Genomic DNA, 24,601 nt, shown 5'->3' on the forward strand with positions numbered 1-24,601 from the left:
TGCTAATAAACTACTCCACCATGATAATAACGTGCCGAAATGTGGTGCGTATATTTTCGTGGTGGAGTTTTTTTATTCTCAAAAAGGGGGAAAGACCATGAATAACAACATGGTTCATATTACAATTGACGGAAAAAAGTATACAGCGGAGCCCGGTTCAACGATATTGGGTGTTATGAACGAGAACGGGATTGAACATCCGCAAATTTGTTACGTGCCAGAAGTAGATCCTATTCAAACATGTGACACTTGTATTGTAGAAGTTGACGGAAAGTTAATGCGCTCTTGTTCGACAGTAGCGACAGAAGGTATGAACATTGAACGGAACTCTACTCGTGCGAAAGAAGCACAAACAGAGGCGATGGATCGGTTATTAGAAAATCATTTATTATACTGTACAGTATGTGACAACAACAATGGGAACTGTAAACTGCATAATACAGCAGAATTAATGGAAATCGAACATCAAAAATATCCTTATGAACCGAAAGTAGATGTAAGTGAAGTTGATATGACGCATCCGTTTTATCGCTATGACCCTAATCAATGTATTGCATGTGGTCAATGCGTTGAGGTGTGTCAAAACTTACAAGTAAATGAAACGTTATCGATAGACTGGGAAGCTGAGCGACCACGAGTGATTTGGGATGAAGGAGTAAATATTAATGATTCTTCATGCGTGAGCTGTGGTCAATGTGTAACGATTTGCCCTTGTAACGCTTTAATGGAAAAAACGATGCTCGGTGAAGCTGGATTTATGACGGGATTAAAACCAGATATTCTTGAACCAATGGTAGATTTAATTAAAGAAGTTGAGCCTGGATATAGCGGTATTTTTGCGGTATCAGAAGTGGAAGCGGCCATGCGTGATACTCGTACGAAGAAAACGAAAACAGTATGTACATTTTGTGGTGTAGGGTGTTCATTTGAAGTGTGGACGAAAGGACGTAAAATTCTTAAAGTACAACCTTCTTCTGATGCGCCAGTTAATGCAATTTCTACTTGTGTAAAAGGAAAATTTGGTTGGGACTTCGTAAATTCTAAAGAACGAATTACGAAACCTTTAATTCGTAAAAATGGAACGTTTGTTGAATCTACATGGGAAGAAGCATTGAATGTAGTTGCAAGTAAATTAGGAGCGATTAAAGAAGAGTACGGTAAAGATGCTATCGGTTTTATTTCTTCATCTAAAATTACGAATGAAGACAATTATGTGATTCAAAAATTAGCTCGACAAGTATTTGAAACGAATAATATTGATAACTGCTCACGTTATTGTCAATCACCAGCGACAGACGGATTATTCCGTACAATTGGTATGGGCGGAGATGCTGGAACGATTAAAGATATTGCACAATCTGGTCTTGTTATTATTGTAGGGTGTAATCCGACAGAAGGTCATCCTGTTTTAGCTACACGTATTAAACGTGCACATAAATTACACGGACAAAAATTAATTGTGGCTGATCTTCGTAAAACAGAAATGGCAGAGCGTTCAGATGTTTTTATTAGTCCAAAACAAGGAACAGATCAAGTATGGTTAATGGCTGTTACGAAATATATGATTGATCAAGGCTGGCACGATCAACGATTTATTGATGAGGATGTAAATTTCTTTGAAGACTTCAAAGAGAGCCTTACAGAATATACACTTGAATATGCAGAAGAAATGACTGGTATTTCGCAAGAAACACTGATTCAAATGGCTGAAATGATTCGTGATGCAGATGGTACATGTATCCTTTGGGGAATGGGTGTAACGCAAAATACAGGTGGATCTGATACTTCCGCCGCGATTTCAAACTTACTACTTGCAACAGGTAATTATCGTCGTCCAGGTGCTGGTGCATATCCACTTCGAGGTCATAATAACGTACAAGGTGCTTGTGATATGGGTACTTTACCAGGATGGCTTCCTGGATATCAGCACGTTACTAACGATATGGAACGTGCGAAATTTGAAATGGCTTACGGAGTGAAAATTAATAGTGAACCAGGTCTGAATAATATTGAAATGCTTCACGCAATTGATAAAGGGAAAATGAAAGCTATGTATCTTGTCGGAGAGGATATGGCTCTTGTAGACTCTAATGCGAACCATGTACATGAAGTGTTATCAAGCCTTGATTTCTTCGTTGTGCAAGATGTTTTCTTATCTAAAACGGCTCAATATGCAGATGTTGTATTACCAGCAGCGCCATCTCTTGAAAAAGAAGGTACTTTCACTAATACAGAGCGTCGTGTTCAAAGACTATATCAAGTTCTTCCTACGCTTGGAGATGCGAAGCCAGACTGGTGGATCGTGCAGGAAGTTGCGAATAAATTAGGTGCAAACTGGAGTTATAGTCATCCAAGTGAAATTTTTGCTGAAATGGCAAGTTTATCACCACTATTTTCACAAGCAAACTATGAAGTATTGGAAGGATGGAATAGTTTCCATTGGGGAAGTTTTGATGGAACGAATACACCGCTTCTTTTCCAAGATGGATTTAACTTCCCAGATAAAAAAGCTCGTTTTGCGATTGCTGACTGGGTGCGCCCAGCTGAATTCCCGGCTGAGTTCGACCTTCATATTAATAATGGTCGTATGCTTGAGCACTTCCATGAAGGGAATATGACAAATAAATCAACAGGTATTCAAACGAAAGTGCCTGGCGTTTTCGTTGAAGTTTCTCCAGCACTTGCAAAAGAACGTGGAGTAAAAACTGGTTCATTAGTCCGTCTTGTCTCTCCGTTTGGAGCGTTAAAATTACGTGCACTTGTAACAGACCGTGTAAAAGCGAATGAGTTATATTTACCGATGAACTCTACAGATAATGAAACAGCAATTAATTTCTTAACAGGTCCTGCCGTTGATACGCGTACGAACACACCTGCTTATAAACAGACGAAAGTGCGTATGGAAGTGCTAGAAGTTGATGGCGAAAATCCGATGCCAAAAGCGAATCCGCGTAATAAAAAACGTCACCCTCAAGCTGGCATTGAGGTACATCGTAAGTGGGCACGTCCAGGGTATGTGCATTTAACGGATAAGTAGGAGGAGAAAAATATGGCTGCACCTATAAAAATGATTCAAAAACAAGAATTAACTGAGGAAGAAATAAAACAGAAAAAATTAGATGATTTAAAAGAGCTTCTAGCTAATAATGAAGACGCTCTAAATCAAATGTTTAACATAGTAGGGGAATTGAATGATATTGGCATGTTAGAAGCTGCAAATTCTATGCTAAAGGCGAAAGAACCAATCGCAAAGATTGTTCTTGGCCAAGTGACTCGTGAGCCGGTTACAAATTTAATTAATAATATGATGGGGGCTGCGGGTGCTTTAACAGAACTTGATCCGGAACTTACGAAAAAGCTTATAGGTAGCTTATTAGTAGGGCTAGAAGAAGGTAATGAACATCTAGAGAGTAATAAAAAAGTAGGGGTATTCGATCTTATGAAAGTATTGAAAGATCCAGACATTAACCGTGCTATCGGGTTTGGGCTTCATTTCTTAAAAGGTATGGGTAAAGGGTTAAAAGACGAGTAACCTTCACGAAGTGAATCTTTTCGCCCAAATGTTTGTACGAAATAGTTTGGGCGGAAGGCTCATTTTGGTAAAATATATAATAAAGTAAAATGAGGCTTTTGGGAGGTATAATGGTATGTCAAAAAAAGTACATGAATTTAATGATATGATACGAAAACTTCGAAAGGAACTTTTCGGAAAAGGGCCAGAACGAATTCATACTGTTTTTGCTGAAAATATGGCGATTGCGACTCTTTACGGAAACTTAACGCCTACTGAAAAATTCATTTCAAGTACGATGGACGGTGCGGAAATGGTTCATATGGCTAGAACGAAAATGATTCAAGAAGTGTATGCTGCGAATTCCCGTGAACATTTGGAGGAACTTGTTGGAGCGAAATTGGTGAATTTGTTTTCAGATATGAAAGTAGAAGAAGATATTGCAGTTTCGGTATTTGTTTTTGATAAAAATATAACGTGAGAGAAGGATACTGATCGTGAAACCGATACAGGTAGAAAGAGAAATCTTTCGTTATGAACAAGGGGCGTTTAAATATATAGAGGACAGCATTGTAACAGAGTTTCCAGTCACGATTAAAATGAACGGACAGGAGTTTGTTACAATGGTTAGTACTCCAGAATATATAGAAGATATGGTAATAGGCTTTTTAGCATCTGAAGGAATTATTCGGAAGTATGAAGATATTGATGACATATGGGTACAAGAGAAAGAAGGATTTGTACATGTCACGACGGCAAAAGTAAATCCGTATTACGAACAAATGCAAAATAAACGTTATATTACTTCATGCTGTGGTATGAGTAGACAAGGGTTTGTTTTTGCAAATGATGCATTAAGCGCAAAGAAAATGAATGGCGTTCATGTACAGGTTACTGCAGAAGACTGTTTTCGATTAATGAAAGAAATGCAGCAATCTGCAGAGACATTTCATCATACAGGTGGCGTTCATAATGCATCTTTGTGCAATGTGAATGGTATTATTTTAAGTCGAATGGATATCGGTAGACATAATGCGTTAGATAAAATTTACGGTTATTGCTTAAAAAATAATATTTCTATAAGAGATAAAATCATTGTTTTTAGTGGTCGTATTTCTTCGGAAATACTATTGAAGGTTGCAAAAATTGGTTGTGAAATTATACTGTCAAAATCAGCTCCAACTGAGTTGGCTTTGCAGTTAGCTGAAGAACTAGGTATTACTACGATAGGATTTATTCGGAATCAATCCTTAAATGTATATACGCATCCGGAGCGTGTTTTAAATATAAAATAAGTAAAAGCGAGGCAATAAATATGAAATCTGTCACATTAGACAAACTACAACGTCCTTTAAAGGATTTACGTATTTCAGTTACTGACCGCTGTAATTTTCGCTGTCGATATTGTATGCCAGAAGAAATATTTGGTCCTGATTACTCGTTTTTGTCTAATGATAAAATTTTATCTTTTGATGAAATTGAAAGGATAACACGTATTTTCGTTTCTTTAGGTGTTAGAAAATTACGGATTACAGGCGGAGAACCGTTACTTCGAAGAGGTCTTCCGCAGCTTATCGAGCGCCTGAATAAAATAGATGGTGTGGAGGATATCGGTTTAACAACTAATGGATCGTTACTTAAAAAGTTTGCTCCTGATTTATATAAGGCGGGTTTATCACGTGTGACAGTTAGTTTAGATTCCTTAGAAGAAGAGCGATTTTTCTATTTGAATGGTAATAGAAGCAAAGTACAAAGGGTTCTGGAAGGAATACAAGCTGCAGCTGAAGTCGGTATGAAAATTAAAATAAACATGGTCGTTCAAAAGGGGAAAAACGAACAGGACATCTTGCAGATGGCACAATACTTTAAGGGAAATAAACATATTCTTCGTTTTATTGAGTATATGGACGTTGGAAATTATAACGGTTGGGATTTAAAAGAGGTTGTCTCTAAACAAGAAATAGTAGATACGATTCATCAAGTTATGCCATTAGAACGAATAGAAGCGAATTATGCAGGAGAGGTTGCGACTCGCTATCGTTATATTGGAAGTGATGAAGAACTAGGTATTATTTCATCAGTAACAGACTCCTTCTGCTCCTCATGTACGAGAGCCCGTATTTCTGCAGAAGGAAAGTTATATACTTGTTTGTTCGCTTCTAAAGGAAATGATTTGAGAGAACTGCTTCGATCTGAATACACTGACGAGGAAATAACAGATGTCGTACGCGATATATGGAACAAACGAGAAGATCGTTATTCAGATGAACGCTTAAGTCATACAAGTAAAAAAAGAGCACCTAAAATTGAAATGTCACATATTGGTGGTTGATATATAAGCGTGAGACTATGATGCAGTATATACAAAATGGAAGATGTGCAACGTTTGTAGATTTTCTATTTTATAGTAAAAGTGATGATTGATCTCTCTGTAAAAGATGTGCAGAGAAATTAAGCAGCATTCAAAAACCTTTATTTTGAGGAGGTTTTTTGAAGCTGCTTTTTTATTTGGAGAAAATGGAGGAATTAGTAATGGCATTTCATAAACCGGAACAAATTGCTGAGCTTGTAATTGAGGCCGGTGTTCAAAAAGTAAGTCAGACCTTGCCAGCAATGCTTATTCTCGGTTTTTTAGGAGGAGCGTTTATTTCGCTAGGTTTTTTACTTAACATTCGCGTTTTAGGTAATTTGCCTGAGCGCTGGGGGAGTTTAGTGAATGTTTTAGGAGGAGCGGTTTTTCCTGTTGGACTCATGCTCGTCGTATTAGCAGGAGGAGAATTAATTACCGGAAATATGATGTCACTATCTATGGCGCTATATGCAAAGAAAATTACATTGGTTAGTGTGCTAAATAACTGGATTTGGATTACTTTCATGAATTTTGTAGGAGCTATTTTCGTAGCGTATTGTTTCGGGCATCTTGGCGGATTAACAGAGGGAGATTATTTAAATAAAACAGTAGCGATAGCAGAAGGAAAGTTACATGAATCATTTGGGAGAACTTTAATTTTAGCAATTGGGTGTAATTGGCTCGTTTGTTTGGCGCTTTGGCTCGCTTATGGGACGAGTGATTTTGTCGGAAAAATAATCGGAATTTGGATTCCAATTATGGCATTTGTAGTGATTGGATTTCAGCAAGTGGTAGCAAATATGTTTGTCATCTCAGCAGTTATTTTTGCAGGTCATCTGACATGGATGGATCTTGCTAAAAATTTTGTTCCTGTCTTTATCGGAAATGTAATTGGCGGAGCTGGTTTTGTTGGATTTGCGTACTTTGCTTGTTATCAAAAACAACATTCAAATATGAAATAGAGTTCGTGAGAGGAAGGGTATGTAATGGCTGAGCGGTATTCACGACAACATTTGTTTAAACCAATTGGGAGTAGAGGGCAAGAAAAAATTCGAAATAAACATGTGTTAATTGTAGGAGTAGGCGCATTAGGAAGTGCAAGTGCCGAAAGTTTCGTACGTGCAGGTATTGGAAAGTTGACGATTATAGATCGCGATTACGTTGAATGGGGTAATTTACAAAGGCAACAATTGTACTCTGAACAAGATGCAAGAGAGAAATTGCCAAAAGCAATTGCTGCTAAAAATCGGCTAGAAAAACTTAATTCGGAAGTACAAATACATGCTTTCGTAATGGATGCATGTGTAGAAAACTTGGAAGGGCTATTAGAAAATGTCGATGTAATCATTGATGCAACAGATAATTTCGATATTCGATTTATAATAAATGACTTATCACAAAAACATAATATCCCGTGGGTATATGGTTCTTGCGTTGGCTCGTACGGTATGTGTTATACAATTATTCCGCAAGAGACACCGTGTTTACATTGTGTGCTGAAAAACGTTCCAGTTACAGGTGTGACGTGTGATACAGCTGGAATTATTAGCCCGACTGTACAAATCGTCGCAGCATATCAAGTGGCGGAAGCACTCAAAATTTTAGTAGAAGATTTTGCAGCAATTAGAAAAACATTTTTCATATTTGATATATGGAGTAATCAAAACCATTTTATAAAACTAGGGAAAATCAAGACAGACAATTGCTCTTCGTGCGGTTTGAATCGCATTTATCCTTATTTATCATACGAAAATCAAACGAAGGTAGCTGCTTTATGTGGAAGAAATACAGTTCAAATTAGACCAGTAGACAATAGAAAAAACCATTTTGATGATATAGAAAAAGTATTAAAAAAAGTGGGGAAAGTAGATCGGAATCCGTATTTACTATCTTGCCAAATAGATGAGTACCGCGTTGTTATTTTTCGAGATGGTCGCGTTTTCATTCATGGTACAAATGATATTTCGAAAGCGAAACAATTATATTATCGTGTATTCGGTTAATAGAAAGGGTTGTCAATAATGGAAAGAAGAGTGCCAATTACGGTTGAAGAAGCTGTTCGTAAAGTAATGGGATTTGCTCATAAAGGATTAAAGGAGCTACTACCTATTGAATTAGCTTATGGACGTATATTAGCAGAGGATTTAGTAGCTGACCATGATGTGCCGTCATTTAATCGTTCGCCGTATGACGGATTTGCTATTAGAGCAAAAGATACGGATTTAGCAAGTTATGAAACGCCAATTGTATTTGAAGTAGTGGGTGAAATCGGTGCAGGATCGCTATTCGATGAGAAAGTAGGTCCATTTCAAGCAGTTCGAATTATGACAGGAGCGCAAATTCCGAATGGGTGTGATGCGGTTGTTATGTTAGAGCTAACTCGTCAATATGAGGAGGATGGCAACAAATATATGGAAGTGAAGCGATCATTCAAAACGGGCGACAATATTTCTTTTCAAGGTGAAGATGCTCGTAAAGGCACGGTTCTTGCAAAGAAAGGGTCATACATTCATCCAGGTATTTCAGCTCTTCTTGCTACGTTTGGGTATAGCGAGGTACCGGTGGCTAGAAAGCCTGTAATTGGACTATTAGCGACTGGAAGTGAATTACTGGACGTAAACGATTCATTACAACCAGGGAAAATCCGAAACAGTAATACGTATATGATATTGTCTCAAATTCGAAGAGCGGGCGGAAGAGTAAAATATTTTGGGAAGTTTAGCGATGATTTTCATACATGTTTCAAAGCTGTAAAAGAAGCGCTTGGCCAAGTAGATATGCTCATTACAACAGGCGGTGTATCAGTAGGGGATTACGATTATTTACCAGCTATATATGAAAAGTTAGGTGCATCTGTTCTTTTCAATAAAATTGCAATGAGGCCAGGAAGTGTTACGACTGTAGCACAATTAAATGGCAAGTTATTATTTGGTTTATCAGGAAATCCATCTGCTTGTTACGTAGGGTTTGAATTATTTGTAAGACCTTGTATTCGGACGTATATGTTTAGTGAAAAAGCACATTTAAAGAGAGAAAAAGCGTTATTAGGAGAAGACTTTCTAAAGCCAAATCCATTTACAAGATTTGTACGAGCGAAACTGACATATAACGAAGGTCAGTTAATTGCTTGTCCTTCAGGATTTGATAAATCTAGTTCGGTCTCTTCATTAGCAGAATCGAATGTTTTTATCGTATTACCAGGTGGGACAAGAGGATATAAAAAAGATATGTTTGTGGATGTTCTTTTATTGGAAGATAACGAAGGTAGTGAATGGCCTTGGACATTTCGCAAAGTGAGAGGTGGTTCCAATGGGACAAGTGCTATTTGAGATTGTTGATATACCGATTGTAGTTGAAGAAGTAACGAATAAAGTTGCAAGAAGAGAGGCAGGTGCGATTACAACTTTTATTGGTACAGTGAGAGAATTAACAAAAGGAAAACGAACGCTACATTTAGAGTATGAAGCATATAAACCGATGGCAGTAAAGCAATTTATGAGAATTGGTGAAGAAATTAGTGAAAGATGGCCGGATGCAAAAGTAGCAATTACTCACCGAGTAGGCCGGCTAGAAATAATGGATATTGCGGTAGTCATTGCAGTTTCATCACCGCATCGCAAAGTAGCTTATGAAGCGAATGAATACGCAATTGAACGTATAAAGCGAATCGTCCCAATATGGAAAAAAGAATTTTGGGAAGATGGGACGATGTGGATTGGAGATCAACTTGAAAATACACCATATCCAGCAGGAAAACCGAAGAAGGAAGAATGAGAAAATGATTACAATTTTACTGTTTGCAAATTTGCGTGAGGAAGTCGGATTAGATCGATTCGTAATTTCAGAAAAACAAGAAATGACAGTGCAACAATTAAAAGAATGGCTCAAAGCAAATTATAGCTTACAATCGTTTGATAAAGTGATGGTGGCTGTTAATGAAGAGTTTGTAACGAATGACGAGATGATACAAGCTGAAGATATCGTCGCATTCATCCCGCCTGTTAGTGGTGGATAATAAGTGTTTCTTGCAACGACAAGAAGATGTTGTATATAAAGTGAAACTTTAATCAGTGGGGGGTTTCTTCATCCCACACTGATTATTAGTTAAAGTCGGATAAATTAGAATACGAGAAGGGATGAGTTCTATGATTACTCAAGAACAAATAATGAATGCGTTAAAACATGTAGAGGATCCAGAATTACACAAAAGTATTGTAGAGTTAAACATGGTTAGAAATATACAAATGAATGGAACAGAGGTTAAACTTGAAGTAGTGCTAACGATTCAAGGTTGTCCGTTAAAAGCAAAAATTCAACAAGATGTAGAAGAGTCTCTGCAGGCAATTGGTGCATCTAAAGTAGATTTGACGTTTGGTTCTATGACACAAGAAGAACGAGCTGCGCTAACAGAAAAGTTAAAGAAAAATAGTAGAACAGAAACTGGTATGCCGAGCATGCTTCGTCCTGATTCAGGAGTACGATTTATTACTGTAACGAGCGGAAAAGGTGGAGTCGGAAAATCAACTGTAACAATTAATCTTGCAACGGCTTTAGCTCGTATGGGCAAAAAAGTGGGGATATTAGATGCAGATATATATGGTTTTAGCATTCCAGCTATGATGGAAACGCATCAAAAACCAACGATGATTGATCAAACAGCAATTCCAGTTATTAGTCACGGTGTTAAAATCATGTCGATGGGATTTTTTACAGAAGGAAATAATCCGGTTATGTGGCGCGGACCGATGTTAAATAAATGGATTCAAAACTTCCTTGCGAATACGCACTGGGGAGAATTAGATTATTTACTTCTTGATTTACCACCTGGTACAGGAGATGTTGCCATTGATGTTGCAGCAATGATTCCGCAGGCGAAAGAAATTATTGTTACAACACCACATAATGTTGCTTCATTCGTAGCATCTAGAGTAGGCGTAATGGCAAAACATACGAAACACGAGATTTTAGGTATTGTGGAAAACATGGCTTATTATGAAGAACAAGATGGATTGAAAAATTATCTGTTTGGAAAAGGCGGTGGCGAAATGTTAGCAGAACAATTGCAAACAGAAGTAATCGCACAAGTACCTTTTGCAAAACGTGAAGAAAATAGCGGTTCATCTGTATATGATGAAGATTCTCTTGTTGGAGAAGTGTTTACATCGTTAGCAGAAGATATTATTTATAAAGGATAGAGGAGGGGTTTTTATGGCGTGTAATATCGATCATTCTATTGAAGATGTAATGAATAAACTTGAAAGTCAAAAGAGTTTTTTAACTGAAGAGATTTTTAAAGGGTTAAAAAATTTTTTACAAGGTAATCACTCACAAGAAATGTTAAATGCTGTATTTCACCTTTTAAAAAAGTATGACTTAGTAAGTGAAGAAGAAAGAGAGGCGAGAAATACTCAATTATTGCTGATTATAAAATAAATACACTTTGGCTTTTGTTTTGTAACAGGAGGGGTAAATGTAATGGATATGAAAAAGATGATTGAAATGATAGACGCAACAAAAGTGACTAAAGAAGAATTATCGATTTCTACTTTACATCAAGAGCTTGTGAAGTTATATAGTCAAAAAAATGTTGCTCATTATACGGAGCTATTAAAGTATATTTTATCATTATCCGTGCAGCTAAACCTACATCTTGTATTGAAATATTTTGGCGTGCGACCGATTATTGCTGTAGACGAGCGTATGCAATTTCAAGAGATATTTAAATGTTTAGCTAAGAAAGATGATAATGAGGAATGGTTTCTAAATTTCGTTTCTTTATATGTGGGGCTAATCGTAGTTCTTCATTTTGATGAAAAAGAGATTGAGAGAAGTTTTTTCGATGCTAAGGTAGTGGGTGAAGGGAATGAAATATAAGATTTTGCCCATAACATCTTTCTGTTTAATTGGCTATGTAAATATGAAGGTAACTAATCAATAAAAAGCGTTCTTCAGTTGTTTTCATCGTTTTTTCATGTTACCATTAAGCGAATTTTTCATAGGGAGAGAAAGCGATGAAATGGATTTATTTTCTTATTATTAACGTTATAGCTTTTAGCCTTATGGGGCTTGATAAACGAAAAGCGAAGAAGAAACAGTGGAGAACGCCAGAAAGTACGTTGTTTTTATCAGCAACAGCTGGGGGAGCAGTTGGAGCTTGGATCGGTATGTATATGTTTCATCATAAAACTCATAAAAAGAAATTTGTTTTCGGCATACCGTTACTTGTTGTAATAACGGTATGTTTATTATTCGTTGTATGAGAAATGTCGAAAGAAATGCAGATTGATTATTGGTAAAGTGAGCATGTAAAACCGTATAATGGAGAAAAAATGAGAAGAGGAGAAAAAGGAAGATGGGGAGTCAATCAGCACAGCAAAAAAAAGGGATTATATATGCGGCTGGTGCGTATATGATGTGGGGAATACTACCAATCTATTGGAAATGGGTTGAGGAAGTCCCTGCAGATGAAATATTAGCACACCGCATCGTTTGGGCGTTCGTGTTTATGTTACTAGTATTAGGTGTTACGAAGAGATTTCGTCAGTTTATTGGGGAGTTCGTGAATCTTTTTAAACGACCTAAATTATTAATGTCATTAACAATAGCTTCAGTCTTGATTAGTGGAAACTGGTTTGTCTACATATGGGCCGTTAATCATAATCATGTCATTGAAGCAAGTCTTGGCTATTATATTAATCCGCTTATTAGTATTTTACTTGGTACAGTCGTTTTAAAGGAAAAGTTAAACTTTTGGCAATACGTTGCAGTTGGTTTAGCTGGAGTAGGAGTTATCATTTTAACAGTACGTTTCGGTGCTATTCCATGGGTTTCTTTATCACTTGCCCTTTCATTTGGCTTATATGGATTAACGAAAAAATTGTTAAACTATGATGCGACAATTGGACTTACGATGGAAACGATGTTAGTGACGCCGTTTGCAATTATTTATCTAGTAATGACAGGAGTACATGGTTTTGGCTCATTTGGCTCTATCTCAATGTTATCGACATTACTATTAATAGGAGCGGGCATTGTTACAGCGTTACCACTTTTTTATTTTGCAAAAGGAGCCCAACTTATTCCACTTTATATGGTAGGTTTTTTACAATATATTGCGCCAACAATTAGTTTAATTTTAGGTGTATTCGTATTTGGTGAACATTTCACATCTACTCATATGATTGCATTTTTCTGTATATGGGTTGCATTATTTGTATTCTCGGTAGCGAAAACAAAGTTCTTAGTGCAGAAACAACCGAAATTTATAAAAAATAAATCAGCAAAAGTATCGTAATGCGTAGTATTTTCTACGCATTTTTCTTTATACTGATACTATAGGATTTCCATTATAGCTAGTAGGGAGCTGAGAACGTGGAAACAATTTTACATAACGATCCGCTTATGGCCGCTGTAATTTCATGGTTTTTAGCACAATTAACGAAAGTAGTCTTTAAATTATTCAAAACGGGTGAATTTGATTTTGCAAAGTTTTTCGCTTCAGGTGGGATGCCAAGTTCTCATGCTTCAACTGTTACAGCACTGGCGACAGGTGTTGGCGCTGTGGAAGGTGTGGAAAGTACTTTATTTGCAATTGCTGCTATTTTTGCCATTATAGTTATGTATGACGCTTCAGGAGTAAGGCTGGCAGTAAGTAAACAGGCGAAAATATTGAATGAGTTTTTTCACGGTAGACAAACAGAATATAAGAAATTAAATGAGCTTGTCGGGCATACGCCGTATGAAGTAGTAGTTGGTGCTTTATTAGGGATTATTGTCGGAGTAGGATATTGTTTATGAGCAGAGCATTTTATCCGACTTTAATGGGCAGTAAGACCCCCACCTCAAAGTTCAGCGAAAGCAAAGAAGTTAGGTGGGGGCAACTGCCCATAAAAGTCCGATTGGTGAGGGCTGATAATCAGTGGGGGATGAAGAACCCCCCACTGATTAAAGTTTCACTTTATATGTTCTGCTTTTCTTTGTATTCATACATATTCAGCGACCTTCTTGAATATCGTTATACGGATTTCGAAAGGTGGGTGAATAACTTGTTATTATATGAAAAAGTGTATGAAGAAATAGCGAGAAGAGCAACTGCACTTCAAACGATGCAACGGCAAGATGGTACGTGGCGATTTTGTTTTGAAGGAGCTCCATTAACAGATTGCCATATGATTTTTTTATTAAAATTATTAGGTAGAGATAAAGAGATAGAACCGTTTGTAAAAAGGTTAGCATCACTTCAAACAAATGAAGGAACGTGGAAATTGTATGAAGATGAAGTGGGAGGTAATTTATCAGCTACCATTCAATCTTATGCTGCCTTACTTGCTTCGAAAAAATATACAAAAGAAGATGCGAACATGAAGCGAGCAGAAAATTTTATTAAGGAACGCGGAGGCGTGGCGCGTGCTCATTTTATGACGAAGTTTTTATTAGCAATTCATGGAGAATATGAATATCCTTCACTCTTTTATTTACCAACACCAATTATGTTTCTACAGAATGATTCCCCCCTCAGTATATTTGAATTGAGTAGCTCAGCACGTATCCATTTAATTCCGATGATGGTGTGTTTAAATAAAAGATTTCGAGTAGGGAAAAAGTTATTGCCAAATTTAAATCACATTGCGGGCGGGGGCGGAGAATGGTTTCGGGAGGATCGGTCTCTGTTGTTTCAAACGTTATTAAGTGATGTAAAACAAATTATCTCGTACCCACTTTCGTTACATCATAAAGGATATGAGGAAGTCGAACGTTTCATGAAAGAGCGTATTGATGAAAATGGAACGTTATATAGTTACGCAACTGCCTCGTTTTATATGATTTATGCTTTACTTGCGTTAGGGCATTCTCCTCAATCATCACTGATTCAAAAGGCTATAGCTGGGATAACATCTTATATATGGAAGATGGAAAGAGGGAGTCACTTGCAAAACTCTCCTTCAACAGTATGGGATACAGCTTTACTCAGCTATGCGTTACAAGAGGCCCACGTTTCGAAAGATAATAAAATGCTTCAAAATGCAACAGCATATTTATTAAAAAAACAGCATACAAAAAAAGCTGATTGGAGCGTACATGCTCCGTTGCTTACTCCAGGTGGTTGGGGTTTTTCAGATGTAAATACGACAGTTCCAGATGTTGACGATACAACAGCTGTACTAAGAGTGTTGGCAAGAAGTAGAGGAAATGAAAAGGTAGATAATGCTTGGCAGAAAGGGATTAATTGGGTTAAAGGATTACAAAATAATGATGGGGGGTGGGGAGCTTTTGAAAAAGGTGTGACGAGCAATATATTAGCAAATTTACCAATCGAAAATGCAAGCGATATGATTACAGATCCTTCTACACCAGATATTACAGGGAGGGTGTTAGAGTTTTTCGGGACATATGCGCAAAATGCATTACCTGAGAAACAAAAACAAAGTGCGATAAATTGGTTAATGAATGTACAAGAGGAGAATGGGTCATGGTATGGGAAATGGGGGATTTGTTATATATATGGTACGTGGGCTGTTATGACAGGATTACGATCATTCGGAATTCCATCTAGTAATCCATCATTAAAACGAGCAGCTTTATGGCTTGAACATATACAGCATGAAGATGGTGGATGGGGAGAATCATGCCACAGTAGTGTGGAGAAAAGGTTCGTTACTTTACCATTTAGTACACCATCCCAAACAGCATGGGCGTTAGATGCTCTCATTTCTTACTATGATATAGAGACGCCAGTTATTCGAAAAGGTATTTCATATTTGCTTGCGAATCCTTATGTGAATGAAAAATATCCTACTGGAACAGGTTTACCAGGAGGGTTTTATATTCGTTACCATAGCTATGCTCATATATATCCACTACTTACTTTGGCACACTATATAAAAAAATATAGAAAATAAACCGAGAGATATCTCTCGGTTTATTTTGTTGGGTAGTAGGTCCCTGTTGAAAAGAATAAGGTTGTGCTTTCCTTATTTTTCAGTTGACTGGCGTTTTTGACGTGCATCAGCGGCATTTGCACGTGCGTTTGCTTCTAAGTCATTGTGGTCAGCAAGTTCACGAGAGAACTCTACATCAATGCCATCAGTAGCTTTGTTTTGTTTGAAATTTTTTTTGTTCATTCGACACAATCTCCTTGCACTTTATCCCGCTTTAATGGGCAGTAAGACCCCACCTCAAAATTCAGCGAAAGCAAAGAAGTTAGGTGGGGGATCAACTGCCCATAAAAGTCCGATTGGTTCAACTAATAATCAGTGGAGGGAAGAAAACCCCCCACTGATTAAAGTTTCACTTTATGCGACGTTGCAAAGTTAGTTTGACACAAATAGACTTTTTTATACAAAGAGGAATTGGAAAGTAAAAAGCCGAAATATACAGTATAAGTAATAGAAATGGGGGATAGGAATGGAGTTTTTAAATGGGAAAACAGCTGTTGTAACAGGAGCTGCACAGGGAATTGGAAAAGAGATTGCAAGGGTGTATGCAAAGCTAGGGGCGAAAGTATTAATTAGCGACGTAAATGAAGAGAAGCTACAAAAAACGACACGTGAGTTATCGGACGAAGGATATGAAGTGTGCTCATATCGATGTGATGTGAGTAATCAAAATGAAGCGAAGTCGTTAATTGAATATGCGGTTCAAAAATTCGGTACATTACATATTTTGGTGAACAATGCTGGAATTACAAGAGATGCAATGTTACATAAAATGGAGAAGTCTGCTTGGGAACAAGTATTACAAGTGAACTTAACTGGTGTTTTTTATTGTATGCAACCAGCTCTCCTTTACATGAGACAACAAGGGTATGGACGTATTATTAATATATCTTCAATTAGTAGAGAAGGAAACATAGGTCAAGCAAACTATGCAGCTACGAAGGCAGGCGTTGTAGGTTTAACGAAAACGGCAGCGAAAGAAGTTGGGAATTTTGGTATTACGTGTAATGCGATTTGTCCAGGATTTATGGATACAGATATGACAAAAACGATACCAGATAAAGTGAAAGAAAAGATGGTTGGCGCGATTCCAGTTGGTAGAATTGGAACGCCAGAAGATATTGCGAACGCAGCAGCCTTTTTAGCATCAGAATACGCATCCTATATTACAGGAGAAGTATTGAATGTGAGCGGAGGACTGCAAGTTTAAAGACATACATAATGAAAGAACCTGACCGGATAGGTCAGGTTCTTTCTCATTAATTTAAGTTAAGCCAAACGCTCTTCACTTCTGTATAGTTATTTAATGCGTAAGATCCCATTTCACGACCAAGACCGGATTGTTTAAATCCTCCAAATGGAGATGCTGCATCAAAGACGTTATAACAGTTTACCCATACTGTACCAGCACGTACTTTACTTGCAACGTAGTGTGCTGTTTTAACATTTTCTGTCCACACACCAGCTGCTAAGCCAAATTGTGATTTATTTGCACGTTCAATTACTTCATCAATATCGTTAAACGGTATTGCAGAAATAACTGGACCGAAAATTTCTTCTTTTGCAATCGTCATTTCATCATTTACGTCAGCGAATACTGTAGGAGAAACGAAGTAGCCCTGATCGAATGGATTACTTCCTCCGCAAAGTACTTCAGCACCTTCTTCAATCCCTTTTTCGATGTAGCCCATTACACGTTTTTGTTGTTCTTCGGAAACGAGAGGACCGATTGTAGTTTCTGGACTTAAGCCAGCACCTTGATTTAATTTTTTAGAGTAAAGGACAAGGTCAGCCATGACATTATCATACATTTTCTTCGGAACAAATAAACGTGATCCAGCAGAGCATACTTGTCCTTGGTTAAACATAACACCAGAAAGTGCACCAGGAATCGCGCGAGATAAATCAGCATCTGGCAGGATGATATTTGGTGATTTACCGCCTAACTCAAGTGTAACGCGCTTTAATGTTTCAGATGCTTGGCGCATAATTTGCTTACCGACTGGAGTAGAACCAGTAAATGCAATTTTATCAACGAGTGGATGATTAACAAGAGCTTGTCCAGCTGATTCACCGAATCCAGGAACGATATTAATAACACCTTTCGGGAATCCAGCTTCTTCAATTAATTCAGCTAAGTATAAGGCAGATAGTGGAGTTTGTTCTGCAGGTTTTAAAACGATTGTACATCCTGTAGCAAGCGCTGCTCCCATTTTCCACATTGCCATAAGAAGCGGGAAGTTCCAAGGGATAATTTGACCAACGACACCAACAGCTTCATGGCGTGTATAGTTAAAGTAATCACCGGAAACAGGGATTGTTTGACCAACGATTTTCGTCGCCCAGCCGGCATAATAGCGCATATGTTCAATTGCGAGTGGTATGTCTGCTGCCATTGTTTCACGGATTGGCTTTCCGTTATCTAACGTTTCAAGCTGTGCAAGCTCTTCTTTATGTTCTTCCATTAGATCAGCTAACTTGTACATAAGCCGGCTTCGCTCAGCAGTGCTCATGCGAGACCAAGGACCTTCGTCAAAAGCCATGCGAGCTGCAACGACAGCTTTATGAATATCTTCGCGACCAGCTTCAGAAACGACGGCAAGTGTTTCGCCAGTTGCTGGGTTAGGTGTGTTAAACGTTTTACCGGAAGCGCTTTCAATGAAAGATCCATTCACATATAACTTTTTTGTACCTTGAAGAAACTTTTCTACCTTTTCATGAAGATTTACAGCTAGTTGACTCATTGTATAACCCCCTTGAAAATATAATGTAAACGCAGTACGAGACGGCGTTTATTCCGAAATCAAGGATGTGGAAACTAGATGGAAAGCCTCTAATTAAAATCATAATTAACAAATACTGAAAATTCAAATTTCATTTGTGTTACAATTGTAAAAAATATGTAATGTAAGAAAGTCTTCTATGTGATTATAAAAAATCCTGCTTGTTTTTGCTTTCTAGTAGGAAAAACTAGAAGAACAATGGTACAATAATACATCGTGAGAGGAGGGAGAAAAATGAAGAATTATCATGATGATCCACGCTTTCGAATCGCCCATAGAGAAGCGTTAATTGGTCTTGGACTTGCTATTATCAATTTTATAATATGGTACGGATTTGCTTATGGGCTTGGTAGTAAAAATCCAAGTGAATATACATATGTATTTGGTTTTCCAGCATGGTTTTTTTATAGCTGTATCGTTGGTTTTATCGTTATGGTTATTTTACTTAGTTTAGTTGTTCGTTTTGTATTTCAAGATATTTCACTCGATGAGGAAGAAAAAAGTGAGGAATAATAGATGAATTGGTATGTAATCATTCCAATGATAATTTCGTTTATCGTTGTATTTTTAATTGGTGTATATGCTTCAAGACGTGTACAAGCGACTGCCCATAATAAGTTTTTGCAAGAATATTTTTTAGGTGGGCGTGAGCTCGGTGGTTTATTATTAGCAATGACAATGATTGCTACGTACGGTAGTGCTAGTAGCTTTATTGGTGGCCCTGGTATAGCATACAATATGGGGCTTGGATGGGTATTGTTATCTGCGATTCAAGTTGTAACAGGGTATATCGTTTTAACAGTTATAGGTAAAAAGTTTGCCATTATTGCTAGGAAGATGGAAGCTATTACTCTTATCGATTATTTAAAGGGAAGATACAATAATAAAGCAGTTGTCATACTTTCTGCGTTATGTATTATTATCTTTTTATTTTCAGCAACAGTAGCTCAGTGGGTGGGTGGTGGCCGATTAATTGAGTCGCTAACGGGTCTTTCTTATACAACAGCACTATTTTTATTTACTTTTTCTGTACTTGTGTACGTATTAATTGGTGGATTTCGTGCAGTTGCTTTATCAGATACGTTATTAGGTATCATTATGTTAGTTGGGACGACAATCATTTTAATAGCTACTGTCGTTGCCGGTGGTGGAATTGAAAAGATTATGCAGGAACTTGTTCAAATCAATCCGAATTTAATTACACCATTCGGAGCAGATGGTAGTTTAACAAAATCATACGTGACATCATTTTGGATTTTAATTGGAATTGGCGTTGTTGGTTTACCGCAAATTAGTGTGCGTGCCATGTCTTATAAAAATTCAAAAGCGATGCATCAAGCGTTAATAATTGGGACGATTGTTGTGGGTACCATTATGATTGGTATGCATTTAACGGGTGTGTTCGCACGAGTCGTACTTCCAGGTATAACAGTACCAGATAAAGTAATGCCGCTACTCGCGATGGAAGTGTTGCCACCGTGGCTAGCTGGGGTTTTCTTAGCTGCACCAATGGCAGCCATTATGTCTACAGTAAACTCGTTATTGCTACTTGTAAGTTCATCTATCATTAAAGATATATACGTAAATTACATAAATAAAGATGCAGCAGATAGTACGATTAGAAAAGGAAGTTTATGGATTACTGCTATCGTAGGGCTGCTCGTTTATGCAGCAGCAATTAAACCACCAGATTTTTTAATATGGTTAAATTTATTTTCTTTCGGTGGATTAGAAGCAGCATTCATTTGGCCGATCGTATTAGGGTTATATTGGAGAAAAGGGAATGCAACAGGAGCGCTTGCCTCCATTTTAGTTGGAGTAAGCTCATATATGTGCATCCATCTTTTCTATCCGAATCCGTTCGGTATACATACAGTTGTCTTCCCGATTTGTTTTGCGTTTATCGCTTATATTGTTGGAAGTATGAGTGTTGTGAAGAAGCATAGTATAGGCTAGATGAAGAGCGTAGTCCTTATAGGACTACGTTTTTTCGTATAATTTTGTTCTTTTTATTCTGTATGTCTATGGCTATTCATAAATTAATAACAATTGAGGGGATGGAGTTGAGGTCGATGAAAAAAGTGTTATTTTTGGGAGACCCGGGAATTGATGACTCTTTAGCCATCATGTATGGAATTATGCATCCTGATATTGATATTGTTGGTGTTGTAACGGGATATGGAAATGTAACGCAGGAAAAGGCAACGAGTAATGCAGCATATTTATTGCAAATGGCAGGGCGAGAGGATATACCTGTTATTAATGGTGCAAAAATCCCTTTATCCGGAGATGTTACAACGTATTATCCAGAAATTCATGGGGCAGACGGTTTAGGACCAATTAAACCTCCAAAAACTTTTTCACCAAATATAAAACCTTTTTGTGCTTTTTTTGATATTCTTGAAAAGTATAAAGGAGAATTAATTATAGTTGATGCAGGTAGGTCAACGACACTAGCGACAGCATTTATTTTAGAAAAGCCGATGATGAAGTTTGTGAAAGAATATTATATAATGGGCGGTGCTTTTTTAATGCCTGGAAATGTGACACCAGTCGCAGAGGCGAATTTTCATGGTGATCCCATTGCGTCACAATTAGTTATGCAAAATGCTAAGAATGTGACATTAGTGCCACTTAACGTTACATCTGAAGCTATTATTACGCCGGAAATGGTAAAATATATTACAAAACACTCTAAAACGAGTTTCAATAAGTTGATCGAGCCGATATTTACGTATTATTATAAAGCATATAAAAAGTTAAACCCGAAAATAACAGGTAGTCCAGTACATGACGTCGTTACAATGATGGTTGCGGCAAATCCGTCCCTTTTGGATTATGTATATCGCCGAGTCGATGTAGATACAGTTGGAATTGCAAAAGGAGAGAGTATTGCTGATTTCCGGCCTCAACCTGACTCAAAAGCATTAAAGAATTGGGTGCGAATTGGTTGGTCGTTACATTATAAAAAATTCCTCGAAGATTTCGTTAAAATTATGACGTAGACATAATGGGAGAATACAAGTTAAAATAATGGAGATGATTACTAAAATAATCATCTCCATTATTTTGTTTGTAAGAGATAGATAGAGAAGAGTTACACAATAGGAGAGGAATTTTATTTGAAAAAAACTATAGTATGCGCAGTGATTGTGGGTATTTTCGTTTTGCTAATATCGGGTAACTTTTTAGTGAAAAAAGTGTGGAGTTCAAATAATGATGATGCACAGTATATCGCATCCTTTATTGAAGAACATAAAGATGAAAAAAATAGTGCGCTTCTAGTAAAGAGAAATGATAAAGTTGTTTATTCTGTCAATCCTAACGTTGTATTGCCAGTTGCTAGTACAATGAAATTAATTGTGGCGCTTGAATATACGAAACAAGTTACGGAAGGGAAAATTGATTCGTCTAGTTTTGTTTCCATTAATGACGTGAATCGGTATTATGTACCGAATACAGATGGTGGTGCACAAGATAGATGGCAAAGATATTTGGAGAAGACAGGCAAGATAACTGAAGGAGCGGTTTCTTTAGAAGAAGTGGCAAAAGGAATGGTTAAGTTTAGTTCGAATGCGAATGCTGAATATTTAATGGAAGTGTTAGGATTAGATAATATTAATCGGAATTTACAAAGTTTATCGCTTCCAGCACATCAGCCGCTATTTCCAATCGTTTCATCTTTATACATTCCAGGATATTTGCATAAAGAATTACATGTTCCGAAATATAAAATAGAGAAAAAGTTAAAAGAAATGTCTCAAGAGCAATATCGTGAATATGCAATGATTATTCATGAACGCTTAAAAAAGAAGGGGCCATTATTACAGAAGGAAATTCCTCTTTATTTAGAGGAACGTTACGATAAAATTTGGTCAGATCGATTACCAGCTGCTTCTGCAAACGATTATATGGTACTGCTTCAAAAGGCGAATCATAAAGGTGGCCTAACAGAAGCTGAAGAAAAAGTATGGGCAAATATCGTTGAAACAGATATGAGCGCTAAGAAATATCGTAAAACATTTAGACATGCAGGGCAAAAAAATGGTTATACGCCATGGACAGTTACAAAAGCAGTTTATGCAATGGATAAACGCGGGAACTGTACAGAAATAGTGTTCTTAGCAAATAATTTAAATGAGGACGACAGTGCAGAAATACGGAAACATTTAGCAAACTTACATTTCCAAGTGTTGCAAAGTGATAAGTATGATGCGACTTTTATTAAGTAAACTCGGTGCAGAGAGCACCGAGTTTATTTTTATCCCGCTTTAATGGGGAGTAAGATCCCCACCTCAAAATTCAGCGAAAGCAAAGAAGTTAGATGGGGGGCGGGCTGCCCGTAAAAGCCCGATTGGTGAGGGCTGATTAAAGTTTCAATTTATGTACAAGCACTTTTTTGCTATATCTGGGTATGATGGGTAGTAATACTTAGGTGAAAGGGGAAAAGGTGATGAAACAAAGTAAAGAAGAGTTTATAAAGAGTGAAGGCGCTGATTTCCCTGGGAAAACATATGTGGATAATGTATTACAACATGTATTTAATTTTCAAAGAAATTACTTATTGAAAGATATGTTTCAAGTGCATAAAGCGCATATTACGATGCTGATGGAAGAAAATTTAATGAAAAAGGAAGAAGCTAAAGTTATATTATACGCATTAAAAAAGGTAGAGGGAATGCCAGAAGAGCAATTGCTTTATACAGAGCAGCATGAAGATCTCTTTTTTTTAGTGGAACATTTAATTTCTCAAGAAGCAAAAAGCGATTTTGTAAGTAATATGCATATTGGTAGAAGTAGAAATGATATGGGTGTAACGATGTATCGCATGAGTTTAAGACGGTATGTATTACGATTAATGGAACATCATTTGTTATTGCAGGAAAGTATGCTGCAACTTGCTTCTGATCATAAGGAAACGATTATGCCAGCTTATACACATACACAACCAGCACAGCCAACGACATTTGGTCATTATACGTTAGCGATTTATGATACGATGCAGAGAGATTTAGAACGCATGAAAAAAACGTACAAACTTTTAAATCAGTCGCCAATGGGAGCCGCTGCACTTTCTACAACAAGTTTCCAAATTAAACGAGAGCGAGTTGCCGATTTACTTGGGTTTACAAATGTAATTGAGAACTCATATGATGCTGTTGCTGGAGCGGATTATTTATTAGAAGTTAGCTCATTACTTATGGTAATGATGACGAATACGAGCAGATGGATCCATGACCTCTTACTATTAGCGACGAAAGAATATGATGGTATTACTGTAGCGAAGCCATATGTGCAAATTAGTAGTATTATGCCGCAAAAGCGAAATCCAGTTTCCATTGAACACGCCCGTGCAATTACGAGTAGTGCTTTAGGAGAAGCATTTACAGTATTTCAAATGATTCATAATACACCATTTGGTGATATTGTTGATACAGAGGATGACTTGCAGCCGTATTTATATAAAGGGATTGAAAAGACTATTCGTGTTTTTTCTATTATGAATGCAGTTATTCGAACGATGAAGGTAGAGGAAGAAACGTTGAAAAATCGTTCCTATAAACATGCAATTACGATAACTGATTTCGCAGATGCTTTAACAAAAAACTATGAAATTCCATTTCGGCATGCGCATCATGCAGCAAGTACTATTGCAAATATGTCATTGGAGCAGAAAAAGGAGCTTCATGAATTACATGTGAAAGATGTGAATATGTACTTACAAGAAAAATTTAATATAACTTTATTAGAAAAAGAGTGGAAAGAAATTATATCGCCAGAAGCTTTTATACAAAAAAGAAATGTATACGGTGGGCCGAGTAAAAAAGAAATGGAGCGCATGATTAACAATCGAAAAGAGTCATTTCGACAAGAAGAAGAGGTATTTGAAAAGGAAAAACAGAGAATTTTACAAGCTGAAAATGATTTGAATACGTTAGCTTCAAATATTATTGAATCGTAAAAGAGGAATTTAGTGAATTAAGCGCCAATACCTTAATAAAACTATAAATAGAGAGAAGAG

25 protein-coding genes are annotated in these 24,601 nt (G+C 37.1%); 23 read left to right on the forward strand and 2 right to left on the reverse strand.

Going from position 1 to position 24,601, the window contains the following annotated elements; genetic code table 11:
* Positions 1–97: 97 nt before the first annotated feature.
* The 17 genes from fdhF to ACTFRS_RS00785 all read left to right on the forward strand — a co-directional run bounded on the left by fdhF (position 98) and on the right by ACTFRS_RS00785 (position 15,760).
* On the forward strand, positions 98–3,037 hold the full coding sequence (gene fdhF / locus ACTFRS_RS00705; RefSeq protein ID WP_440024515.1) for a formate dehydrogenase subunit alpha: 2,940 nt from the start codon (positions 98–100) through the stop codon (positions 3,035–3,037).
* 12 nt (positions 3,038–3,049) lie between these two features.
* Positions 3,050–3,532: a DUF1641 domain-containing protein gene (locus ACTFRS_RS00710; RefSeq protein ID WP_000729887.1), complete on the forward strand. Its 483-nt coding sequence runs from the start codon at positions 3,050–3,052 to the stop codon at positions 3,530–3,532.
* Positions 3,533–3,647: 115 nt separating this feature from the next.
* Positions 3,648–3,992 carry a DUF2294 domain-containing protein gene (locus ACTFRS_RS00715; RefSeq protein WP_000039582.1) on the forward strand — a complete coding sequence of 115 codons (345 nt, stop codon included), beginning with the start codon at positions 3,648–3,650 and terminating at the stop codon, positions 3,990–3,992.
* 16 nt (positions 3,993–4,008) lie between these two features.
* Positions 4,009–4,806, forward strand: a complete 798-nt coding sequence (gene fdhD / locus ACTFRS_RS00720; protein ID WP_139866297.1) for a formate dehydrogenase accessory sulfurtransferase FdhD — start codon at positions 4,009–4,011, stop codon at positions 4,804–4,806.
* A 20-nt stretch (positions 4,807–4,826) separates the two neighbouring features.
* Positions 4,827–5,843: a GTP 3',8-cyclase MoaA gene (moaA, locus tag ACTFRS_RS00725; RefSeq protein WP_318160467.1), complete on the forward strand. Its 1,017-nt coding sequence runs from the start codon at positions 4,827–4,829 to the stop codon at positions 5,841–5,843.
* Between the two features lie 200 nt (positions 5,844–6,043).
* The gene (locus ACTFRS_RS00730; protein ID WP_000864003.1) at positions 6,044–6,823 is read left to right on the forward strand and encodes a formate/nitrite transporter family protein; all 780 of its coding nucleotides are present in this window, start codon (positions 6,044–6,046) and stop codon (positions 6,821–6,823) included.
* Positions 6,824–6,847: 24 nt separating this feature from the next.
* Positions 6,848–7,864: a molybdopterin-synthase adenylyltransferase MoeB gene (locus ACTFRS_RS00735; protein ID WP_440024513.1), complete on the forward strand. Its 1,017-nt coding sequence runs from the start codon at positions 6,848–6,850 to the stop codon at positions 7,862–7,864.
* Between the two features lie 18 nt (positions 7,865–7,882).
* The gene (gene moeA / locus ACTFRS_RS00740) at positions 7,883–9,190 is read left to right on the forward strand and encodes a molybdopterin molybdotransferase MoeA (protein ID WP_440024512.1); all 1,308 of its coding nucleotides are present in this window, start codon (positions 7,883–7,885) and stop codon (positions 9,188–9,190) included.
* Positions 9,171–9,635, forward strand: a complete 465-nt coding sequence (moaE, locus tag ACTFRS_RS00745; protein ID WP_242293532.1) for a molybdopterin synthase catalytic subunit MoaE — start codon at positions 9,171–9,173, stop codon at positions 9,633–9,635. The genes moeA and moaE overlap by 20 nt, the downstream gene beginning before the upstream one ends.
* A gap of 4 nt (positions 9,636–9,639) precedes the next feature.
* On the forward strand, positions 9,640–9,876 hold the full coding sequence (moaD, locus tag ACTFRS_RS00750; RefSeq protein ID WP_440024510.1) for a molybdopterin converting factor subunit 1: 237 nt from the start codon (positions 9,640–9,642) through the stop codon (positions 9,874–9,876).
* A 130-nt stretch (positions 9,877–10,006) separates the two neighbouring features.
* Positions 10,007–11,056 (forward strand): P-loop NTPase, encoded by a 1,050-nt coding sequence (locus ACTFRS_RS00755; RefSeq protein ID WP_242293533.1) that lies wholly within the window; start codon positions 10,007–10,009, stop codon positions 11,054–11,056.
* A gap of 13 nt (positions 11,057–11,069) precedes the next feature.
* Positions 11,070–11,294 carry a hypothetical protein gene (locus ACTFRS_RS00760; RefSeq protein ID WP_440024508.1) on the forward strand — a complete coding sequence of 75 codons (225 nt, stop codon included), beginning with the start codon at positions 11,070–11,072 and terminating at the stop codon, positions 11,292–11,294.
* Positions 11,295–11,336: 42 nt separating this feature from the next.
* On the forward strand, positions 11,337–11,735 hold the full coding sequence (locus ACTFRS_RS00765; protein WP_139866289.1) for a hypothetical protein: 399 nt from the start codon (positions 11,337–11,339) through the stop codon (positions 11,733–11,735).
* Between the two features lie 137 nt (positions 11,736–11,872).
* A complete protein-coding gene (locus ACTFRS_RS00770; protein ID WP_000871352.1) occupies positions 11,873–12,121 on the forward strand; it encodes a DUF1294 domain-containing protein in 249 nt (82 codons plus the stop codon).
* Positions 12,122–12,213: 92 nt separating this feature from the next.
* The gene (rarD, locus tag ACTFRS_RS00775; RefSeq protein WP_440024506.1) at positions 12,214–13,155 is read left to right on the forward strand and encodes an EamA family transporter RarD; all 942 of its coding nucleotides are present in this window, start codon (positions 12,214–12,216) and stop codon (positions 13,153–13,155) included.
* 77 nt (positions 13,156–13,232) lie between these two features.
* Positions 13,233–13,658: a divergent PAP2 family protein gene (locus ACTFRS_RS00780; RefSeq protein ID WP_242293535.1), complete on the forward strand. Its 426-nt coding sequence runs from the start codon at positions 13,233–13,235 to the stop codon at positions 13,656–13,658.
* Positions 13,659–13,906: 248 nt separating this feature from the next.
* On the forward strand, positions 13,907–15,760 hold the full coding sequence (locus ACTFRS_RS00785) for a terpene cyclase/mutase family protein (protein ID WP_242293536.1): 1,854 nt from the start codon (positions 13,907–13,909) through the stop codon (positions 15,758–15,760).
* A 72-nt stretch (positions 15,761–15,832) separates the two neighbouring features.
* On the opposite strand, the gene ACTFRS_RS00790 is transcribed toward ACTFRS_RS00785, so the two are convergent.
* Positions 15,833–15,982, reverse strand: coding sequence for a YfhD family protein (locus ACTFRS_RS00790; RefSeq protein ID WP_001035808.1), 150 nt, complete (start codon positions 15,980–15,982; stop codon positions 15,833–15,835).
* 283 nt (positions 15,983–16,265) lie between these two features.
* Between ACTFRS_RS00790 and fabG the strand changes: the two genes are divergently transcribed.
* Positions 16,266–17,006, forward strand: coding sequence for a 3-oxoacyl-ACP reductase FabG (gene fabG, locus ACTFRS_RS00795; RefSeq protein ID WP_000395028.1), 741 nt, complete (start codon positions 16,266–16,268; stop codon positions 17,004–17,006).
* Between the two features lie 49 nt (positions 17,007–17,055).
* Here fabG and dhaS read toward each other — a convergent pair whose 3' ends face one another.
* Positions 17,056–18,540, reverse strand: coding sequence for an aldehyde dehydrogenase DhaS (gene dhaS, locus ACTFRS_RS00800; RefSeq protein ID WP_042514765.1), 1,485 nt, complete (start codon positions 18,538–18,540; stop codon positions 17,056–17,058).
* 273 nt (positions 18,541–18,813) lie between these two features.
* Between dhaS and ACTFRS_RS00805 the strand changes: the two genes are divergently transcribed.
* The 5 genes from ACTFRS_RS00805 to argH all read left to right on the forward strand — a co-directional run bounded on the left by ACTFRS_RS00805 (position 18,814) and on the right by argH (position 24,541).
* The gene (locus tag ACTFRS_RS00805) at positions 18,814–19,092 is read left to right on the forward strand and encodes a YhdT family protein (RefSeq protein ID WP_000800722.1); all 279 of its coding nucleotides are present in this window, start codon (positions 18,814–18,816) and stop codon (positions 19,090–19,092) included.
* A gap of 3 nt (positions 19,093–19,095) precedes the next feature.
* The gene (gene panF, locus ACTFRS_RS00810) at positions 19,096–20,535 is read left to right on the forward strand and encodes a sodium/pantothenate symporter (protein WP_242293537.1); all 1,440 of its coding nucleotides are present in this window, start codon (positions 19,096–19,098) and stop codon (positions 20,533–20,535) included.
* Between the two features lie 116 nt (positions 20,536–20,651).
* Positions 20,652–21,584: a nucleoside hydrolase gene (locus ACTFRS_RS00815; protein ID WP_242293538.1), complete on the forward strand. Its 933-nt coding sequence runs from the start codon at positions 20,652–20,654 to the stop codon at positions 21,582–21,584.
* 117 nt (positions 21,585–21,701) lie between these two features.
* The gene (locus ACTFRS_RS00820; protein WP_000751370.1) at positions 21,702–22,811 is read left to right on the forward strand and encodes a serine hydrolase; all 1,110 of its coding nucleotides are present in this window, start codon (positions 21,702–21,704) and stop codon (positions 22,809–22,811) included.
* A gap of 221 nt (positions 22,812–23,032) precedes the next feature.
* Positions 23,033–24,541, forward strand: coding sequence for an argininosuccinate lyase (argH, locus tag ACTFRS_RS00825; protein WP_318160470.1), 1,509 nt, complete (start codon positions 23,033–23,035; stop codon positions 24,539–24,541).
* The last annotated feature ends 60 nt before the right edge of the window (positions 24,542–24,601 follow it).

Origin of the sequence: Bacillus cereus group sp. MYBK139-1, assembly GCF_051916915.1 — a bacterium.
Classification (GTDB): domain Bacteria; phylum Bacillota; class Bacilli; order Bacillales; family Bacillaceae_G; genus Bacillus_A; species Bacillus_A pacificus.

What these genes read in the sequence shown, in the direction of transcription:
- fdhF (WP_440024515.1), top strand. Translation starts at nt 98, where the DNA reads ATGAATAACAACATGGTTCATATTACAATTGACGGAAAAAAGTATACA.
- ACTFRS_RS00710 (WP_000729887.1), top strand. Translation starts at nt 3,050, where the DNA reads ATGGCTGCACCTATAAAAATGATTCAAAAACAAGAATTAACTGAGGAA.
- ACTFRS_RS00715 (WP_000039582.1), top strand. Translation starts at nt 3,648, where the DNA reads ATGTCAAAAAAAGTACATGAATTTAATGATATGATACGAAAACTTCGA.
- moaA (WP_318160467.1), top strand. Translation starts at nt 4,827, where the DNA reads ATGAAATCTGTCACATTAGACAAACTACAACGTCCTTTAAAGGATTTA.
- ACTFRS_RS00730 (WP_000864003.1), top strand. Translation starts at nt 6,044, where the DNA reads ATGGCATTTCATAAACCGGAACAAATTGCTGAGCTTGTAATTGAGGCC.
- ACTFRS_RS00735 (WP_440024513.1), top strand. Translation starts at nt 6,848, where the DNA reads ATGGCTGAGCGGTATTCACGACAACATTTGTTTAAACCAATTGGGAGT.
- moeA (WP_440024512.1), top strand. Translation starts at nt 7,883, where the DNA reads ATGGAAAGAAGAGTGCCAATTACGGTTGAAGAAGCTGTTCGTAAAGTA.
- moaE (WP_242293532.1), top strand. Translation starts at nt 9,171, where the DNA reads ATGGGACAAGTGCTATTTGAGATTGTTGATATACCGATTGTAGTTGAA.
- moaD (WP_440024510.1), top strand. Translation starts at nt 9,640, where the DNA reads ATGATTACAATTTTACTGTTTGCAAATTTGCGTGAGGAAGTCGGATTA.
- ACTFRS_RS00755 (WP_242293533.1), top strand. Translation starts at nt 10,007, where the DNA reads ATGATTACTCAAGAACAAATAATGAATGCGTTAAAACATGTAGAGGAT.
- ACTFRS_RS00760 (WP_440024508.1), top strand. Translation starts at nt 11,070, where the DNA reads ATGGCGTGTAATATCGATCATTCTATTGAAGATGTAATGAATAAACTT.
- ACTFRS_RS00765 (WP_139866289.1), top strand. Translation starts at nt 11,337, where the DNA reads ATGGATATGAAAAAGATGATTGAAATGATAGACGCAACAAAAGTGACT.
- ACTFRS_RS00770 (WP_000871352.1), top strand. Translation starts at nt 11,873, where the DNA reads ATGAAATGGATTTATTTTCTTATTATTAACGTTATAGCTTTTAGCCTT.
- rarD (WP_440024506.1), top strand. Translation starts at nt 12,214, where the DNA reads ATGGGGAGTCAATCAGCACAGCAAAAAAAAGGGATTATATATGCGGCT.
- ACTFRS_RS00790 (WP_001035808.1), bottom strand. Translation starts at nt 15,982, where the DNA reads ATGAACAAAAAAAATTTCAAACAAAACAAAGCTACTGATGGCATTGAT.
- fabG (WP_000395028.1), top strand. Translation starts at nt 16,266, where the DNA reads ATGGAGTTTTTAAATGGGAAAACAGCTGTTGTAACAGGAGCTGCACAG.
- dhaS (WP_042514765.1), bottom strand. Translation starts at nt 18,540, where the DNA reads ATGAGTCAACTAGCTGTAAATCTTCATGAAAAGGTAGAAAAGTTTCTT.
- ACTFRS_RS00805 (WP_000800722.1), top strand. Translation starts at nt 18,814, where the DNA reads ATGAAGAATTATCATGATGATCCACGCTTTCGAATCGCCCATAGAGAA.
- panF (WP_242293537.1), top strand. Translation starts at nt 19,096, where the DNA reads ATGAATTGGTATGTAATCATTCCAATGATAATTTCGTTTATCGTTGTA.
- ACTFRS_RS00815 (WP_242293538.1), top strand. Translation starts at nt 20,652, where the DNA reads ATGAAAAAAGTGTTATTTTTGGGAGACCCGGGAATTGATGACTCTTTA.
- argH (WP_318160470.1), top strand. Translation starts at nt 23,033, where the DNA reads ATGAAACAAAGTAAAGAAGAGTTTATAAAGAGTGAAGGCGCTGATTTC.